General features: G+C 53.0%; 16 protein-coding genes. 2 read left to right on the top strand and 14 right to left on the bottom strand.

Annotated features, from left to right (window positions below):
- Positions 1-16 precede the first annotated feature (16 nt).
- A complete protein-coding gene (locus ARC85_RS15280) occupies positions 17-1,171 on the bottom strand; it encodes a hypothetical protein (RefSeq protein WP_041657292.1) in 1,155 nt (384 codons plus the stop codon).
- Positions 1,172-1,811: 640 nt separating this feature from the next.
- On the opposite strand from ARC85_RS15280, the gene ARC85_RS15275 reads away from it, so the two are divergent.
- Positions 1,812-2,417 (top strand): hypothetical protein, encoded by a 606-nt coding sequence (locus ARC85_RS15275; RefSeq protein ID WP_011783290.1) that lies wholly within the window; start codon positions 1,812-1,814, stop codon positions 2,415-2,417.
- Here the strand turns inward: ARC85_RS15275 and ARC85_RS15270 are convergent.
- The 11 genes from ARC85_RS15270 to ARC85_RS15220 all read right to left on the bottom strand — a co-directional run bounded on the left by ARC85_RS15270 (position 2,414) and on the right by ARC85_RS15220 (position 13,652).
- The gene (locus tag ARC85_RS15270; RefSeq protein ID WP_041657290.1) at positions 2,414-3,391 is read right to left on the bottom strand and encodes a hypothetical protein; all 978 of its coding nucleotides are present in this window, start codon (positions 3,389-3,391) and stop codon (positions 2,414-2,416) included. The two genes, ARC85_RS15275 and ARC85_RS15270, sit on opposite strands and share 4 nt — an antisense overlap.
- On the bottom strand, positions 3,357-3,818 hold the full coding sequence (locus ARC85_RS15265) for a hypothetical protein (protein ID WP_011783292.1): 462 nt from the start codon (positions 3,816-3,818) through the stop codon (positions 3,357-3,359). The genes ARC85_RS15270 and ARC85_RS15265 overlap by 35 nt, the downstream gene beginning before the upstream one ends.
- Before the next feature lie 18 nt (positions 3,819-3,836).
- Positions 3,837-4,973 carry a prepilin-type N-terminal cleavage/methylation domain-containing protein gene (locus ARC85_RS15260; RefSeq protein WP_041657287.1) on the bottom strand — a complete coding sequence of 379 codons (1,137 nt, stop codon included), beginning with the start codon at positions 4,971-4,973 and terminating at the stop codon, positions 3,837-3,839.
- A 54-nt stretch (positions 4,974-5,027) separates the two neighbouring features.
- Positions 5,028-5,576 carry a type 4 pilus major pilin gene (locus ARC85_RS15255; RefSeq protein WP_236079012.1) on the bottom strand — a complete coding sequence of 183 codons (549 nt, stop codon included), beginning with the start codon at positions 5,574-5,576 and terminating at the stop codon, positions 5,028-5,030.
- A 195-nt stretch (positions 5,577-5,771) separates the two neighbouring features.
- Positions 5,772-6,854 carry a type II secretion system F family protein gene (locus ARC85_RS15250; RefSeq protein ID WP_286715336.1) on the bottom strand — a complete coding sequence of 361 codons (1,083 nt, stop codon included), beginning with the start codon at positions 6,852-6,854 and terminating at the stop codon, positions 5,772-5,774.
- Positions 6,854-8,719, bottom strand: a complete 1,866-nt coding sequence (locus ARC85_RS15245) for a GspE/PulE family protein (RefSeq protein ID WP_011783296.1) — start codon at positions 8,717-8,719, stop codon at positions 6,854-6,856. Before ARC85_RS15245 ends, ARC85_RS15250 begins: the two co-directional genes overlap by 1 nt.
- Positions 8,720-8,740: 21 nt before the next feature.
- On the bottom strand, positions 8,741-9,325 hold the full coding sequence (locus ARC85_RS15240) for a hypothetical protein (protein WP_286715334.1): 585 nt from the start codon (positions 9,323-9,325) through the stop codon (positions 8,741-8,743).
- A complete protein-coding gene (locus ARC85_RS15235) occupies positions 9,322-10,686 on the bottom strand; it encodes a type IV pilus inner membrane component PilO (RefSeq protein WP_011783298.1) in 1,365 nt (454 codons plus the stop codon). The genes ARC85_RS15240 and ARC85_RS15235 overlap by 4 nt, the downstream gene beginning before the upstream one ends.
- A gap of 1 nt (position 10,687) precedes the next feature.
- Positions 10,688-12,331 (bottom strand): secretin GspD/PilQ domain-containing protein, encoded by a 1,644-nt coding sequence (locus tag ARC85_RS15230; protein ID WP_011783299.1) that lies wholly within the window; start codon positions 12,329-12,331, stop codon positions 10,688-10,690.
- A gap of 12 nt (positions 12,332-12,343) precedes the next feature.
- Entirely contained in the window at positions 12,344-12,730 is a 387-nt protein-coding gene (locus tag ARC85_RS15225) for a TcpQ domain-containing protein (protein WP_041657284.1), read from the bottom strand.
- 46 nt (positions 12,731-12,776) lie between these two features.
- The gene (locus ARC85_RS15220) at positions 12,777-13,652 is read right to left on the bottom strand and encodes a hypothetical protein (protein WP_011783301.1); all 876 of its coding nucleotides are present in this window, start codon (positions 13,650-13,652) and stop codon (positions 12,777-12,779) included.
- A gap of 108 nt (positions 13,653-13,760) precedes the next feature.
- Between ARC85_RS15220 and ARC85_RS15215 the strand changes: the two genes are divergently transcribed.
- Complete coding sequence (locus ARC85_RS15215; RefSeq protein WP_011783302.1) at positions 13,761-15,950, top strand: type IA DNA topoisomerase; 2,190 nt, start codon at positions 13,761-13,763, stop codon at positions 15,948-15,950.
- 219 nt (positions 15,951-16,169) lie between these two features.
- Here the strand turns inward: ARC85_RS15215 and ARC85_RS15210 are convergent, their stop codons facing one another.
- A complete protein-coding gene (locus ARC85_RS15210) occupies positions 16,170-16,856 on the bottom strand; it encodes an outer membrane protein (protein ID WP_011783303.1) in 687 nt (228 codons plus the stop codon).
- Positions 16,857-16,880: 24 nt separating this feature from the next.
- Positions 16,881-18,530 (bottom strand): hypothetical protein, encoded by a 1,650-nt coding sequence (locus tag ARC85_RS15205; protein ID WP_011783304.1) that lies wholly within the window; start codon positions 18,528-18,530, stop codon positions 16,881-16,883.
- Between the last annotated feature and the right edge of the window lie 83 nt (positions 18,531-18,613).

The raw sequence follows: 18,613 nt of genomic DNA, 5'->3' as shown, positions 1-18,613 counted from the left end.
TATTCCTTATCCCAGATTAATCATCTCCAAAGTCATCTTGATCACTGTCATCGTCTTCGGAGTCATCGTGGCCGCTTGGGTGCCAGGTTCCATTATCCCAGAGTTGTGATGCGGAGAGCCCTCGGGCCTTTGCTTCGGCTTCGGCCGCTTCACGCAGGTGCCAATAGATATCGTCCGATGTATCCAGGTGTCGGGCCAGCAGGGTCGCCGCTCGCCTGGCAAACGCTGGAACCATTGAATCAGCCTTGGTCATGTTGTAACCGGCGACCGGACCGGCGCCAAGGAGTACGCCGAAATGCTTGCGCTCGAATTTCGGATCGATCGCCTGAATCCGCTCAAGGAGGCCGGCCGGTTCATGGGGTATGCGAATGAAAAGATCGAGGTCGTCCGGATTGTGGTACAGGTGGCGCATCAGAATGCTGACTGACGCATCAATGCGCTGGTTGGGCCGCTTCCGGTACATGAAAAAGGTTTTGGGCGATATTCCAAGCAGCCACACGAACTCGGAGCTGGATAGCCCTGTAAAGCCTCGGAAGGATGTAAGCAGGCTGCTATCGGCTCCCGTGATTGGCATGGCGTCGGATGGGTAGTCCTTGAAGCTGGAAACCTCGTCGTCCATTTTCCATTGCCCTGTTTTCAGTACGTCTTCCAGGTCCAGGTTCCGGCTTCGTGCCTCCCTTTCCAGGGTCTTCATGTACTTCCCGTCCCACCAATTTGACCAGCGCTTAGTGAGCTCATAGCTGAAAGATTCGTAGATGCCATCATCCATCCAATCCGTCAGGCTGTCCCGTTCATGAAGAATGTCCCAGCTTTGTGCTTGTGGGATGTACAGAGGGTTGTTTGCTTCCTCTGGCGGCAGATACTTCTCTCTGAAATCGGCGTAGGTTGCACGGAACTCCGCGGCAAAGCGCAGCATGATCAGCGTCTGCAGGTGAGTCACCGGTCTGCTGTTGTTCCGGTTGGCCTGCACCGTGGGGTCATTGGCCAGCATTTTGTAACTGATGATCAGCGAGCGGCCGAACAGCTGTGCGAACCAGCGCCGGCGCGATTCTTCGGGGTTGTTCCACGGCTGACCTGCGGGGCGCATGAAAGGTTGTATCAGTTCGTACACTTCGGCGCTTGAGGGGCGCGGCGGAATCAGTGTTGCGTATTCCGGGTGGCGCAGATACAAACGGACCAAAATCGCATGATAGGGCCGAATACACTTAATACTCTGCCCGGCCGTCCGGGATCCTTCTGATGCCGGTACGTTTCTCTGCACTCTACGGTCTGTCACGTCCATGGATGATGGCGCTGACCGAAGTAATGGCAATTGTTGCGCAGGAATGTTCAGTAGAAACGCAAGGTCCACGTTAGTCAGGCCTGATGAACTGGTCATCGGGTCGGTTGTGGCATCCAGGAATGACGAAAGAATGTTTATATAGCTTCCATCGATCGGGGCAGATGGATTTGCGAATCCACCGCCCTTTCCTGAGGCTGCCTTCGGTGTTGAGCGCATCACGATTATGTCCTTGAACTATGCTGTCTCTACGAAATCAAAACTCAACTTAACTATACCATGGAAACTGACTGTTCAAGTTTTGATACCCTTTCAGGTTTGTAATCATTCTAGTTGTCATCCATAGTTGTATTGTACCGGGATGCATTTTTGAATTAGGTGTCCCTATGTTTCACAAATTTAGACTTTGCGGGTACAATTCGCCCACAAACTACCGATGGGCAATCTTTATGTGGTTGCTTGTGGTGGCGGCGTATTTGGCTGATAGTCATACTATTAGAGTGCCTCAGACCATAAACTAGAGTGATAGACGGTGAGCGAAAAGGAAAACCAGTCGAGCCAAATCGGTGCCATCAGTGTTCTTCGCTACCCGGATCAGGTTCCGGACCCCGTTGTTCTTGGTGAGCCGGATTTCTATCAACCTCCCGGGATGACCTTGCCAAAAAACGGATTGACGGTCTTATATGGCCACCGTGGGTCTTCCAATGTGCTTCGAGCGTCTATGCTGGAGGTGTCCGAGCAAGGGAGTCTGGCAATTGTCAGTTTCAAGGTGAGCATTGGGCGCTGGAACCCAAAGAAGCTGAAGATCGAAGACCTCGATGAATGTCACTTCATCAATCTCCCCTCCCGAGCTTCTTCCGACATGATGAGTGATATAAACGAGAAGTGGAACGCTTGGCTGGCAGAAGAAGGGAAGCCGCCCGAGAAATTTCCCCGGGCACCCTCCGAAAATATGCATCTTCTGGATCGCCTTGTGGCTACGCCGCCCTATGACCAAGCAACCGCCATTGCTTATGACGTTAAGACCACGGTTGGGCTGGCAAAGTTTGTGACGATATTTGATCCCAAGGCCATCGATCCAGACTCGGTGGTCGTTGGCCCTGGGTTGGACGTTGAGGTTTGTTTAAGCTTCAGTTAGCCGCCAACTGTTCCGGTGCAACGATATTCAGTTATGGCTGCGCCAGCGTCATCTCGAATATCTGTCATATCAAATGTATCTGGTGTCCATACACCGTTTTGATATGTGGATTTTCCGAAGCGCGTCGTTGGGCTCCCCCAAAACGTTACTGTGTCATAAGTCTGAGCTTGGGGCGTTGCATATCCATCATCAAGATTCGTTCCACCTCCCCGCCAAATCGTCCTTGATGTGGAAGTGGTGTAGTTAAACTCATTGAGGAACGCTACGTGTTGCCAGCGATCATTTTGAATGACGCTGCATTCATTTGTAGTCGTCCCTGGTGGGCCGCATTGCCACATTGGAGAGGGCAAGGAGAATGCTAGCGGTTCAACAGCTGCTCCAGGAACAGAGTCTATGCTAACGCCCGCCTCTTGTGCGATTTTGGTTCGACATTTTTCCAGCCCATTAGAGGACGTTAGCGGGTCGTCAGAAACGATAATGGACACTACTCGCAGTGAGGGGGTTGCTCCTGCACCGCCTGTGACAATGTCGCCGCTATCATTCGTGATGCCAACTGTGACTTCAAGGTCTACAATTCTTTGTTCGGCATCGGCCAATCGTTCATCGTTTGATTGAATCTGGTCGGCTAACAAGATGAAATCAGGGTTGGTTTGAGCGCGTTCCCACGTCGATTTTAGCCCGCTCGCATTCACAACTTCAGCGTTACGCTCTATATCAGGTACTTTAACGGTGTTGTTTGAACTCTCGGAAATCAAGTTCTTCCAGGGTTTTCCGCGTTCCTCGCTAATTCCAGGCTCTGCTTCCGCCGATACGGCTCCCTGGTATAACGTTAGAAGTCCAGCTATTGTAAGTAGAGAAGCTTTTTTCATGGTCGGCCTCAATTTTGTCCGGTTCAGCGCAAGGTTAATGAGCGCTTCAATATCGCTGACGATGTTAGGGTTATTGTTCTGGCTGCAGAATCTCTGCAAGCTCATCACCTCGGGATTCGAGATCTGTTAAATCGCCTTCATGCCCATAATTTACGTCGTCACGGTTTGTTCCGTCTTCTCGGACTCGATCATAGAACTCCAGAAACGCCTCGTTCTGACTCAGACGCTCAAACATAGACTGCAGGCTTCCTGAAATATTCGCAGCGATGCCGCTCGGGATATCTAGCTGACCGAGTTCTGGGCTTGATAATCCAAAGGTCTCAATGTCAGGCCGGGCGCCAACGGCGTCGACGTTCTCCCAAAGAGCGGGGCGATTTCCTGAAGCCACAGGATCGCCCTGGCTATTCTCCCCTCTTTCATAATCAGTAAGGAATTTTGTGCCAGCATCTTCGCTGGCGTGTCCAGACGCACAAAAGGCGAGCATGACGCTCGCCACCGTCAGGACTATCTTTTGGCGGGGTGTGTTGGGCATCGCTGCTTCTCCCTGTTATCAAGCATCCGAGCATTTAACCGTTACGTTAATCAGGCCCATTGTGTTCTGTGGATCCGGTGGAGCGGCCACAGTTTGGAAGCTGGCTTCTCCGTCATAGAGGATGTCCAGCCAGACGGTGTAGCTGGTTGTATTGTCGATAACTCGTGTTCTCGCCCCGGCAATAAATCGAGGGTCTGTCGGTGTCGGGCCACCAACAAAACCTGCGGGCACCGCTGAAATTCGATCTACCAATGGTGCTGGGCACGTGGGTTTGCTGATCGTTGTTCCTGACCGCACATTCGATACGAAGATAGGAGCGCGTGCAGCTATTCGGTATGCCTCTTCCGCCAACTCGTGCGTCTCGGAAGTCCAGGCGTCAACCGAGCGTACATAAACATCATTCGTGTTGATCGACGCGGTGGGGTCCGCGGGCTCTGCATTCTCTACCCCGTTTTCGTCCCTGGATATGATTGCCCAGGTGTCGTTCTCGTTAATCAGGGCTCCCCGCATAATTGAGTTGCCGTCAAGGCGAACGAACGTCGTGCTCTCGATGGCCATATCCACAAATGCGCGAAGATTGGCTTGTTGCAATTCCGCGGAAGCGGTCGCGCCATCGGCTATCGCTGGATCGACAATAAATGCCTCGGCAAATTGGTAGCCATCAGTATCCAGGCGGGCGTTGATTTCCTCTACAAACACAGCGGCAGTCGGTGGATCAGGTTCGCCGGCATCATTCAGGATCTGTCCAAATTGAATGTCAGCGGATGGCGCTCTGGGCTGCCCCCAGTCGAACGTAACGCGAGGTGCTCCTATCCCGTTGTCGTTGTTGAAGTCAGTTGGAATGTTGCAGGGAAGATAAAAGTTGTCCGCAGGCTGCAAGCCGCCGCAGTCCACTGACTTGAGCCAGTCGGTTCCATTTCGAATGAGTGTGGCTGGCGCTACCGAGCCTTGGGCGCTCATGTAGGCGGCAACTCCATTGATATACTGCGCCATTTGGGCTGCGTCAGCTGCCCTCTGCCTTGCGCGGTTTGCATCTGCCAGCGAGAGCGCAATCATTGCGCTAATGCCAACGGCAATGACTGATGCAGCGGCGACTTCGATCATCGTGAAGCCTTGCTGGCGGCTCATCGTCGATGTAATGGCTTTGGGCTTCATAGTTTGTCTGCCTTTTGCGTCAAGCGGTCCTCCATGACCGCTTAATCACCTTTATTACTTGCCGTAGATAAAACTGACCGTCACGCCGTCGTCGCAGTTCGCACTGATTGCGGCAACATCGAGATCGCTAACGCCGCGGTTAAACACCTCAACGCCATCAATGTCTACGCCGATCGCACTTGTTTGCGCGGAGGCCAATTCCGGGCATGCGTCAGCTGATACGCTTTCCCAATCAATCTGGAATTGTCTGGAGCCGTTTGCGGCCGGGCCTTTGGGGGAGTCAGGCGGCGTGTTAACCGCCACGGCGCCACCAAATTGATTCATGGCCGGATCGCCCATTGATTCGGGCCAAATCTGGAGATCTTGAGCAACACCGGTGTCCAAGCCGGCGTAACTCGGGCGGCCGCCATAGATTGACTTCAGTTTATTGCCCGCCGAATCTATGGTTTGCGCTTCAGCTCGTGCGGTCTGGGATGCGCTAGAACTGAGCGCCAGTCCGACCACTGAGCCGATTACGATTGCCAAAATGCCCGCAACCAAAAGGGTTTCGATAAGGGTGTAGCCTTGTTGGCTGTTCTTCTTCGCTGGATGATTCATTTTCATGTTGCACCTTCTGTTACAAGTAAATGTCCGGGCATGAACCCTACGGATCACCATTTATCTCGGCTTTTCATCCATTGTGTGACGCACCAGACGAGATACTTGTAGTTTACCGCAGGAGCATACCGGACTGAGCAATGTTCTTCTATTCTGTACTACACCGTGAGATCTACGATGTATCACTTTTGCAGCGCGTGCTCATGTGAGCCCGGACTGCATGTCGCTTGTAATTCCATACATGGTGATGATGGTGAATCCGATTACTACTGCCGCACCAATCATGAGAAAGATATTAATCCAGCGAGATAGTGACTCTATGGAGCTCATCGCTTCGGTTGTTGCGTCACCCGCAATTTCGGACATGGTTTGAGCAAACGAGTCGCCACTTGCGCGGCTGTAGATATCCAGTTTCACCATAACCCAGGGGGAAAACAGCTTGGAGCCGATCGCTTTACCGGGACCTTGGCGCGCAACGCCGGATCGCATGTTATTTACTGCGTAGTCGAGGTAATAGCGCATGTAAGTGCTGTTGGTCGCATCCCTCATAGCTAATAGAGCGCCAAGCACCGGCAATCCCGCTCTAACCAGTGACGATAGAGTGCTAAGCATTGTGGCTGCCGTTATCTTGCGGATTACGTTAAGAGGTGGGAGTCCATGTATGCTTTCACGCACCGAGCCGACTACCAGTCGATTGATCGTATGCGTGGCAAGGGCGATCGTAATCATTGCGAAGATCAAGCCAGGGAACCATGTTCCGACATTTGTGGTAGCCCAATAAAGCGTTTGCTCTGCTGGCGCCCACTGTGACACCGGTTTTAGTTTCGCCATGACGGGCAGTAGGTTGTTGCCGAGCCAGTTCATCGCAAAAACCACAACCATTAGTATCCCGAAAGGATACGTTAGGCTTTTCCGAATCTTTTTCCGCATTTCCACGCCGGATACGGCGGATGCTTGAGCGGCCTTCAATCCATTGATGATGTCCCCCTCAGCGCCCGCCATGAGCATCATGACTTCCGCATCGGGTGCCCGGCCGGCGAGCGATAGGTGGAGGGCTCGCCCTTGGCGCTGCTCTTGTTCGATATAACGATAGATCTTTGCAGCGCTCAGGAGCTCCCCTTTCCCCAGAATTACCTGATCAGCTTGTTTCTCGAGTGTTTTTGCAACCTCACCAGTTGCTCCCTGTATATCAAAGCCACTTTTAATGAGCGTGATCAGGAAGCCGTACAGGTCAACTCGCCGGCTTGCGGGTATCTTCTTCGAAAACCCTTCCATGAAGCTCATTACGCGGCCTCCGCTCTATCGAGATTAGCCGCTACATCTTTGCGCTTCGCAGCGAGGATATTCATGTGGCCGAAATATGCTTCCAGGTCTCGGGGATCCACCAGCCCTTGCTCTACTTTCAGGATTGCGTGCTCCGATGCTGTTAGGCCGGTCAATCGCTCATCGAGGGGTTTGTTGGCCTCGCCCACGCCCAAGGACTTCCAGTATCGCAGAGCGTCTGCCAGTTCAAGGCGGCGGAAATGGCTTCGCATTCGATCATCAGGAATGACGATTTCGGCGCAAATTGTCATACCATTGACGCCTTCCGGATGCTGATCGCTTGAGCCGCGGACATAGATTTCTTTCTGATGGAAATCCGGAAAGAGGGTTAGAAAGCGCTCTCTCTGTCGCGGTTCCATGTAGTCATCCAGGTTCTCGCGGGTTAGGCGGGCCTTTGATTTGGGATCCAGAGTTGGGACCAGCATTTGAAATACCAGGGCATTAACAAATGAGGGGGAGCCGATCGTGTCCGGCGTCAGCTTCATGGCCGGGCTTGCCAAGCGTTCAACGATCTCGATGGCTGACTGGGCGTGTACCGTGCTCAGCATAATGTGACCAGTTTGAACACCGCTAGCGACTGCTGATGCGCTCATGTGATCTCGGATTTCTCCAACCATGCCGACATCGGGGTCGCGGCGAAGCATGGACTTAATCGCATGGGCAAACTCATTTTGGTTGCCTTCTTCATCATCGCTTACGCTGGTCTGAAAGGCGGGTAATTCGCGCTCAATGGGGCTTTCAACCGTCAACACGTTGACATCGTTATTCTGGTTGATGAATTTGATCAGGCCGGCCATGGTCGTTGATTTACCTGAGCCGGTGGGCCCGGCAAGAATGACCAGACCGGAAGGCTCGCTCACCGCCGCTTCAAGTGCATAATGCTGTTTGCGCGTAAACCCGAGATCGCACAAGTCAATTTGCTTGCTGACCTCCCTCTTATCATTTCCAAGTATCCGGACACACGTATGATAGGCCCCATCGTCACCGGGCGCGTGTTCGTACCGGCAATCCAGCGTGATGTGCTGGTTGTAACGGATCTTGATTCGGATTCGCTGTCGCTGCCGTTGGTTCCAATTGCTATATTTTGAGCCTTTACCAAAGCTCTGGAACCCAACACTGATGATTTTATCCGCTCTTTCGGGGCTCCATTCCGCAAAGGTTCTGAGTGAGCCGTTAATCCGAAGGCGAACGGTGCAAACATCTACTTTCCGGAAGAAGTGAAGATCAACGGCCCCCATCTCGTAAGCTTTTTTGACGAGAACCTCGAACTCACTCTCAACATCTGATTTCGGGGCGCTCTGCGCGGGGTCGTGAACGCTCGTGCGATACAGATCAAGGAGATCGGGGGTGACTTTCAGAATCTGGGGGAGTGCCGGCTGACCATTACTGTTGCCGTAGGCTCCGAGAACGCGCTGACGGATTGTCATCATTACGTTTCGAGCCTCCGCCTGGAACTCAGGCGTCACGAGGATTACCGGCTCATTCTTGAGGTTTTCGGCGACCTGGATTGCATTCGAGTATGCTTCCTCAACAAACGGCTTCCCCGTTGTTGTGTCGAGGCTCTGGATCGTCAGCTGTCCGTGTATCTCATCGATTTCATATCGGCTGCGCAGAACTTCTGTTGTCCGCTTACTTTGCCGATTGAGTGCATCTTCCAGCTGTTCTTTGGTGATTTTTCCCGCGCGCACCAGCAGCTCACCCAGCGGAATTGCTCGGCCTTCATTCTTTTTCTGCTTTTGCATCTTCAGCGCTTTTTCGAGGGTTCGTTTATCGATCAAGCCCTTGTTCAGCAGAACCGTGCCTAGCGGGATTCGTTGCTTTGACATAGATAGACTACCGTTTACCTGTTATTGCGCTTGAAATACGGTTTTGCGTGCTGAAAACTCTTGGTTTTCAAAGATGACGCGGTCCAACTCAACTGAAATCGCTTTCCATCCATCAATGACAGAGCCTTTCTTTACCAGAAAACCCCGGTCATCAACGCTGATTACTCCAACTAACTTGTTCGAGGGTTCCCCTTTGGGAACATATGCCTCCGCTAATACAGCGTTATCAAGCCGGCTCAAGATTCGCTCCTTTCGCTTTTCTTCCGGAGTTTTCTCGGGCGTGGCCAGCTCGTGCGGTTGGCCGGATTGACCTTGGTTATTTGCCTGGTTTGGGCGTTGACCGAAATATTCGGTTTGCGTATTTCCCTGACTTTGGGCTCTTTGTTTTTCCTGTTTCGCAGTGCCTACACTTGCAAATTCCACGCGTTGTTCTTGGAGTCTTATCAGGCGCTCGTTTTTTTCAATCCTGTGGTCGAGGTCAGCCAGGTCATGCTGGCGCTCGATGACTTCACCGATGGTTTGAGCATTGGCCGGCACGCCCACCGCCAAACCTGTGATCAAGGTTGTACCGAAGATAATTGTGCTAATGCGGTTTTGACGTTTCATTCAATACCTTCCTTCTTGGCAATATAAAGGCCATTAAGCTCCACAACCTGGGCGCCCCAGTTAATGGAAACAGTTTTAACAGCGATACCGTTGAAGCTGCGGAGCATGGATGTAACAGCGCTCCAGTAACGTGCGGGGAATGTCAGCCCCCACTCCCCTTGATTCCACATTTCAACAAGAGGCAAGAAGCGGCTTCCACGGAATGGGTATTCGGCGGGTTCGTTGATCGCGTACGCGGTACCGGGGCCCAGTCGAGCAATTTTCATCAATTCACCCTGAAACCGATCTATTTCGGACTGATCAAGCAAGGCCTCATTGATGTCGGTTTCGTAGATTTGGCCGCTGGGTTCCTGGCTCACAATCATCGGCTTTCCGACGTATTGGATGTCGCATTCGGCTGTTGTACCGTCTGCCGATATTGCTAGCTGATCGCACCACCCCCCAATTGTTGCTTTGATGTCGGCAGGCAGAGTGAGGTTTGAGTTTAAATAGGTCAGCTTGCAGCTGCTTTCAGCGCAAACGGCTGACTGCAGATTCCATCCATCGATCTGTGTTGGGGTGTCTTTGATGGGGCTGATCCAAATGGATGCGAGGGTATGTCCTGCTGCATTCATCCCTCCGGTTTCGTTCAGGATGGTTTGAAATTCGTTTTGGGCGCGTTTGCGCTGCAGGTCCCGTCGCTTCTCTGCTTGCTCAGCCGTTTCTGCGCCATCCAATCCGTACATGATGCCGTACCAAGCGCCGCCGGCGGCCACAAACGACACCAGCAAGCCAACGGTAAGGATCGTTGTCAAATTGCTATTGCTTGTTCGCTTAATGATCGCTTTCTGATGAGCGCTTTTGGTCAGTGCTTCCGCCAGCACAGGACAATCTCGGGCATCCGTATTGAATGGAAGGTTGCGAGCAGCTTCTCCAATGTACCCGACGTTATCAGCGCCAAGAGCCTCAAGCGTGCTCTCCGCCATTGTAACGACGGTCTCCCAGTCTTCGATCAGAGTGTCCGTGCCAATGACAACCTGGCCATCATTAACAATGCACAGCCAGTACGCCATTGTCTCTTCTCGACGCTGTTCCACTTCCTCCAAAGCGAGGATGGTTCCACTTCGGAATGTGTGGGCGAGCCAAGCGGCCAAAGATACAGCCTTGCCGGATTCGGGCAGTTCAGCCTTCGGAATCTGGCCTATATTCACCATGTCCTTGGATTGGGAGCTGGTGCTTGTTAGGGCCAGAAATTCCAGCCCTTGTGTTCTCATTTCTGGCTTTGCCTTCCTGAACTCCTTGGAGCCCAGGATGGTCCACTCGATGTCCGTCAGGATATTCTTGGCATACTCCGGACTTCCGTTAAGCAGAATTTCCGGCATCTCAGAACACCCCTTCCTGAATGTGCGGTGTAATCATTACCAGAAGGATCTGTTCTTCTTTGCTCTTGCTGGTGCCACCACCAAGTCCCCAGAAACCCGGATCACCTGTACCCTGCTCCTGGTTGGATGATTTGCTGGAATTGAATGCCGCCAGAACCCACGTTTCCCCGTTGCGCAGCCAGGCGCGTTGCACCACGCTGTTGCGATCACGCGTTGGCGTTTGAACGATGGTGCTGTCGAAATTGACCAGAGTAAGATTGCTTGACAGTTCCAGGGCTACTTGCAGCTGTAGCCGGGATTCCGAGATCACCCGTGGTAGAAGTGTGGCGTCAAAGCCAATGTTTACCGTATCCGTCTGAACATCACTTACCAGGTTATCGGCATTAACAGTGGCGTCTTGTTGTGAGATACCGCTGATATAACCAGTTTCGGTCAGAACTTTCAGGCTCGTTGGCTGATTCGATAATGTGGTTACCGCCTGTTCGTTCACTTCTGTGCTCTCAAGCTCGGAGGCCAGCAGCTCAAGGGCAAGGGAGGCACCGTTCGAGGTGCGGATTACATTGAATACGTTGGGAAGGTTCTGCGTTGGTACCTCGGCCGTCTGAGAGGACAATTCAAACGCACCGCTGTTCACCGTATTAAGGATGTTGTTCCAGGTCACATTAAAATCGTTGGCGCTCTCAACAGAGACAGCAGCTGTTCGTATCTGCAGGTACACCTGACGGCCAAACACATCGTTTACCTTTTCGATGTACTCGGTTACGGACTCCATTGCTTCCGGCGTATCAACCACGACAATGTTGCCGGTGCCTTTTACAATCGTGGCCTTGCCGAACGGGCTCAGCAGGGCCTGCACGCCTTCTGCTATTTCTTCCCACGAGCCGGATTCATTCTCATAAGAGGCGTTCTGACGGATAACGCTATCTCGATCACCCGACCGGCCAACGTCGATCTCAGCTTCTGCGATGCCCGGGAAGAATACCTGGAAGTTCTCTTGGTCTAGCCGGTAGAACGTCACGCGGTTCCGGACCTCGTCATACTTCCAGCTGATGCCAAGTTGCGCTGCGATATTGTCGAGCAGATCTGATGCGGATTGCCCTTCGCTCTTAACGGTGAGTTCTGCGCTTAATGGATCATCAAAACGGCCACTGTTTCCGCCGAATGTGGCTCCAAACAGTGTCATCACATTGGAGGTATCAATAATCTCAGGTTGGCGTATAGAGCGTGGACCACCTTCGCTGCCCTGCTTCTGAGTTGACTGGTTCTTCTTACCCTGGTTCGCGGCACCTTCCCGGTTAAGGTAGAGGTCGGACGCCAGGAAAATGTTGACATCCATTTCTTCTGAAAGGCGCACCACCATTTCGGGCAATGTTTTCCCATATTGTGCAATGGTGATTTTTTGGCCTTCCAGATGATCGTATTTCTGGTAGTCGCCAACGTGTTTGGCCACCAGCCACGGACTGTCATCCTTGAATTTGCTGCCCTTTGATGCCTCCTGTTCCAACTTGAGCAACTCGGCCTGCAGCTTTTCAAGCGTTGGCATGTGCTTGGGGCGATCAGCATTGGTTTCGGGCATCCATGCAGCACAACCGGCCAGCGTGATGCTGGTGACAACCGCAAATAATGACGTTTTGATAGGGTTCATATCGGAATCCTGTTAGCGCTTGGCGTTAGCGACAAAGACACGAAGCACCTTGTTTGAGTGCAGCTTCCCGTCAAATTTGGTTTGTGCGCGCACCACCTCGAAAAACGAATCCGCTGCATCAGCAAAGGTGTCCGTAAATGCCATATCGGCAGCAAAAATGATGTCGCCATCCTCCGGCGCCGGCTGCCATACCAGCTCATAACCCGCTTTTGTGGTCCAGCGCGTCATTGCTTCCCGCAACTTCTCGCCCTTATTAATCTTGTAGGTGATGACTTCCTCGGTTCGCGCCATGGGGGCAATTTCAAACAGCGCATCAGAAGAGAATTCACCCGGAAAAGCACCTTCAACGACCTCCACGGCGGGCTTATCCGCATCTTTTTCAGAGGCCAGTGCCATCATTGGTGCCCCGGAAATGGCAACGCACAGACTGACTGCCAGCATCGATTTAGTTTTTTGCATTGGTAGGGCACTCCATATTTCTTGGGATTACGGCAGCTACTTTGTCGGCTTCATACAGGCACATTCTTCCGGAGAAGCCAGATACCACCTGGCCCATAATGTGGTGGGCATCGCCAATGTAGGTTTGTGTTTGCGATACGCGCTGATCGACCATCAGCCAGTGGAATTTCTCGTATCCAAAAATCAGGGCGAGGTCTTCCAGTGCAAGCTTGGCGCTTTCCCCTTTTTTGAGCGTAAACACGCTTTGATCAGGGTTTTCGTCGTTCAGGTTGACGTATGACTTTGTGGACACTCGCTGATGCGCGACGATCTCTTCGACGTTTCCGTGTTTATCGAACACCCGACTTGCGGTGGCGGACGGGTAGGTTTCCTCAATCCCAATCTGCTCGGGACGATCAAAAACAAGTTTCCGGCCGTTCTTGACGAACACCTGCTTGCGATTGAAATCAATGTGGAACTGCAAGCCGTGTCGTTCACCGAGGTTGGCCAAGGCATCAACCCAGGTGGCCTTCTGTAAATCCCAGGACACAGCCAACCGGCCTTCCAGGTCCAAATCCTTCGCCCGCATAACTTTCCATTCGTCCGGGGCGAGCACTTTCAGGGCATCCGACAACGGCATTTTGTCGCCGTAACTTGGCGCTTCATTGAGGCTGGGTACTTCGCCATAAGTGATGACCGATTTGTACGAGTTGTCGACCCACATTGAAAACTCGGATTCATCGAATACCGCAGCGGCCTTCGCCGGTTCTTGCACCGGCATCTTTGATTTCTTGATCTCGAATGCCGCCATAGAGCTTGAGCTACCCGCAAACAAGAGGCCTGCCGAGAGCCCTACAACCATTGCACGTTTAAGCGCGTCCATAACCGTTCGTTACCCTGGTTAGTGTTAAACTGATTTCAGATTTCAATTCATTCTACAACACCCCATGTGCTGTGTGGGTGGGCCGCTTTTATTCGCAGGAGGATTCTGATGGGGCAAATACTGGTTATCGTAGAGTCTCCGGCTAAGTCCAAGAAGATTCAGACCATCTTGGGCTCGAACTATCGTGTAGCTGCATCTGTTGGGCATATGCGGGATTTACCGCCCCGGGACCTTGGTGTGGATTTGGAAACGCTCAAACCCACTTATGTGGTATCCGAAGGTAAATCCCAGGTCGTCAGCAATCTTAAACGGCTTGCCGGAATGAGTGACGAGGTAATCCTTGCTACTGACCCTGATCGAGAGGGGGAAGCGATTGCCTGGCATCTTAAAGTAGCGCTTCGGTTGCCTGATGATGTGAAACGTGTGAGCTACCAGGAAATCACCCGGGATGCCATTATGAAGGCCATGGCCAATCCGGGGCGTATTGATATGAAGTTGGTGGCTGCCCAGGAAAGCAGGCGCGTTCTGGATCGTCTGATTGGCTATCAGGTATCCCCTGCCCTTTCCAGTAAGGCGAACCTTTCCCTCAGTGCCGGGCGCGTGCAGTCCGTTGCGGTAAAGTTCGTGGTCGATCGTGAGCGCGAGATCCAAGCATTTCAGCCTCGTGGCTACAACGTGTGCACGCTAAGACTGGCCGGCCATCCTAATGTATCTGCTTCTCTTGATATGACTCCCTTCGTCCCAAAAGATGAGCGGCTCTGGAAAGCCTCGGATGCACAGCCATTCGCAGGGCCGCAACGAGTGAAATTGGTGAAGGTCGAAAAGAAACCAAATGCTGTTAAGCCGAAGTCTGCTTTTACAACAGTCGATCTGCAGGGGGTTGCGGGGAAAATATTTGGGCTCTCCGCAAAAGAGGTTATGGCTGCCGCCCAAACCCTCTTCGAGCAAGGTCTTATCACCTATCATCGGACAGACTCACCAAACCTGTCCGACGAGGGTATCGCCAAGATCCAATCCTACCTTTCTGGTCAGGGTGTTCCGATTGCTGATCAAGTGGTAAGGCACAAATCAAAAGGTGATGCTCAGGAGGCCCACGAAGCCATACGGCCTACGGATGTGAGCGCCGCAACTGCTGGGCAAACTGATACCGAAAAGAATGTCTACTCCTTAATTCGGGAGCGGGCCATGCTGAGTGTTATGCCCAATGGCATAGATGCCGTCACTCAATATGTCTTCCAGTCCGAGCGTCGAGTGCCAGGTTTAAGTGGTCGGCCGGTGAATCCCATGTATATGGCAAAGGGAAGCGTTGTTCAGGAAAAGGGGTGGCGCGCCTACGCGAAGCTTGAGCGAATCAAATCAAAAGACACACCCCTGCCGTTGCTTGAGCAAGGTCGCATCTATGACGGTTCCGTGGCGGCGGTCCAGAAAACGACAGAGCCACCGTCACGATATAATGAGCAGACCTTAATTAAGGCGCTGGAGGCGAAAGGGATTGGGCGTCCTTCAACCTACGCACAGATCATGGAGAACATTAAGAATCGCTCTTACATCGAGCCTAAACCCGGCTCTGGGAAGTCTCCCGCCTTTGTCCCGGGTAAGCTGGGATACTACATCGTTGATGCCCTGTCTCGCTTTAGCTTTATGAGCTACACCTATACCCGTGCTGTCGAGGCATCTCTGGACAAGGTGGCCCGAGGTTCAATGTCCTACGTTGGGCTTGTCCGTCCCGTTAGTGACCAACTTACCTCTGACATTGCAGAGCGTCTTGAGGCTGAGTCATTAGCGCTGAAAGGCCGCTGCCCGGGCTGCGATCAGCCCATCATCCAAAAGCACCGCAAAGGTTCCGGCCGTGGCAAGGGGCGGTCTCAAGGCTCGCGGGCGTTCTGGGTACACATTGATGACGCTCATGCAGCTGCTTGCGTTCAGTATCTCAACGATGAGCATGATGCCCCAGTCCTTCCCCCTCCAGAGGTAACATCCCCTTGCCCTCAGTGTCAGGCAACTCTAATCCGTCGTTACAGCAAGACGGGTAGTCGCTCACCGTACTGGGCACATGCCGAACGCGGGGATGGAGATGCTTGCGGAGTAAAATTCTTCCCCGATGTGGACGGTCAGCCCGTAATCCCCGAACCAATCCCAGAGACTAAGTGCGTAGATTGCGGCGGGATCATGAAGAAACGTAAAAACTCCAAGACGCAACAGCCGGTATGGGTTCATGTGGCGAAAAAGCCTTCCTGCGGAAACTTATTCATTGATGACATTGATGGGGTGCCGGCGAATGCTGCGAAGAAAGCGTAGCAGGAGCAATATACTGACGCGGCGCTTAGACAGCTTCCTGTGCCTGCTCGCCTGTTCGGCGGGCAGGCGGCCGCGCTTGCACCTGGCGGCGCGCTCTTCTGGATTCGGTTTCGGAATTGGATGTTGTTCGGGTGGGTTGGGTAGGTCTGGGCGGGGGATGTTTCGGTTGGATGAGGGTGGGCCGCGAGGATTCGCGGCCCTGGTCAGCCACTCAATTGATTAGAAGTGTCCGATAATACCGATCGTGATTCGGTTCTCGCTGTTTTTCATTTCCATTTCAGTTGTGCCGTCAGCCATATCGATGTCGAAATCTTCTGAGCTGTAGTTGGTTTGCGTCCACTCGAGCCGGGCGCTCAGTGCGCTAGTCAGCATGGTCTCCATGCCAATGCCAAAGCGGTACCCGCCCAGGGTGTCGTCATAGCCATCATTGGTAATATCACCGCTTGCCAGGTCCCGGGAGGATGACTTCAGTTCAAAGTCTGTCATCTGGTAACCGGCGATGCCGTAAATCTGGCTGTGCGCATTGACGTTAAACGCCAGGATCGCTGACAGGCCATAACCCAGGTCACTGGAGATTGACTGGTCAAGGGTTTGCTGACCGTTAACAGTTTCTGTGGCCTCGTACTCTGCGCTGCTGTCAGCAACATTGGCTTCGATGCCCACAAAGCCCGTTGAGATTGGAAATTTCACGCCCAGGATTCCCCCGAATGCCGGGCCCGAGGCGCTGGCGGTTTGGTCGCCGGCGAAGGTGTTGTTGTTTGCTTCAGTTGAGCCTTCCAGTTCGATTTCACTGGCATTCCAGCCGATATTGAGCCCCGTATAGAACACCGGGCTATCAGCCATGGCGGGGGTTGCTGTGAATCCAGTAGCGGCAGCAATAATGGCAGCGGAGATCAGCTTTTTCATGGGTATGTTCCTCATTTTTCGCGGTTATTGGCGTTCAAGTTCAAGGTGTTCAACGTTGGTCTCGCTCCCTAGTGTCAGCCGAATCGTATCCGGCGTACCTGGAGTGAAATCTGCAATTCCGTTGTAGGTGCCGTTGCGCTCGGACCCTGATGCCGTTGTAGACGCCGAGCAGTTGGCAACCGTGGTTCGAATTTCGTAAATACCTGCGTCCGGTGATGTGATGTTTGTGACACCGTTGTAAACGCATCCCGTTGTGTCGGATCCTGTCAGGGTGCCGTCTACTGCGATCGTAATGGTGGCGGTAATGGCTCCGGGGTTTCGGGTTCCAGAATAAGTGCCAGACACCGTGGGCAGATCAAGCGGTGTAGCCGTAAACACGTCATCATTCGTTTCAATGCGCTCTGCGCTAAACCGATTGAGCAGCTCCTGGTCGCTACCCAGCAGTGAGCCGGCCAGCTTAAATGTCCCTGTTGCGCCGTTATCGGGCGTTCCGAAAATCTCAACCGCATTGGAGGGCTGTTGTGATGCCCCAGCGCGCTCTGATTGCGTCAGGGTGGTCCGGAAGGTGTCTACATCACTTACTTCAATTCGGGCCACGGCCAGGCGTCGATCAGTTGCGAGTGACATTCGTCCGGTGTCGCTTATCACGAGTATCCCGGATTCAAGGTCCGACTGGCTGGCCTCGATGGGGATCTCGTTGAAGCTGTATGTGCCCGCTTCAAGGCTGGTAACTACGGATGAAGAAATGTCGAAGTCATCCGTAAAAAATGTGGCGCTTTCTTCCGGCTCATCCTCACCGGGATCGGTGTTCGTTGCCGTTACTCGCACGCCAATTTCCCCGTTGGTTCCGAACATCGTCAAAGAGCCTGAGTCTTGCGACAGTCGACCGACAGCAAAGTAATGACCGTCCCTGTCGCCAGCGGGGATTCCCACGGCCGGGCCGCATTTTTCTGCCAGGAATGAAGCCTCGAACACATCTTTGGCTGGATCGGGAATGGTGTATTCGCCGCTGAAATCGCAACCACTTGTGTCTGAGCCTACAAGTGTTCCGTCAGCAGCAAGGCTGATGACCGTTCCGGTACCATCCTCACCAATCCCGCTATACGTTCCTGCGGCCGAGCTGGAAGTCAGGCTAAGATCGTCCGGTTGCTGGCGGTCAAGGCGGTAGTTGAGAATGAGGTTTCCGCTGGCCTCTTCAAGAATGGTGCCGGAAATCCGAGCCAGGGCTTCAGGGCTCACACCTGTATCGCGTCGTCCGCGGATGATTCGAGCGATTTCATTTTGCCCGGTATACGTCGACTCCAGCCGTTGTTCAAAACGGTTGTCATCATTTATCTGAATGCGGGCAAACTCCATAGAGTCTTCCATTGCCAACGCCATGCGACCGCTTTGGCTAATGATGGCCAACCCAATTGCTTCGTTCCCGCCGTTCGCGCTGGTGGCGGTGTATTGGTAAATGCCCACTGGGACGTTGGGGCTCAGCGAGGGTTCAATGCTGAGGTCACCATTGCTGAAGAGTCTCGGGATTGGCTTATCGCCTTCATCCTCTTGCTTGATGGGTGGCTCATCATTTGGCGTCAGGGAGCGGTCATCGTCACCACCACCACCGCCGCAAGCGGTAAGTGAGACCAGTGCGGCTAGAGAAAAAGCCAGTTTGCGATCTGCAAATGCCATCGAGCATCCTCCGGGATCGGGATAGATTATGTGTATCTGTGTGATACGTTATGGAGATATGATAACCCCCCGCTCACGCTAGC

Source organism: Marinobacter sp. tcs-11, from assembly GCF_002049515.1.
GTDB lineage: Bacteria > Pseudomonadota > Gammaproteobacteria > Pseudomonadales > Oleiphilaceae > Marinobacter > Marinobacter nauticus.
The sequence above is the reverse complement of the archived record's forward strand: the minus strand, read 5'-3'. Positions and strand labels throughout refer to the sequence as shown.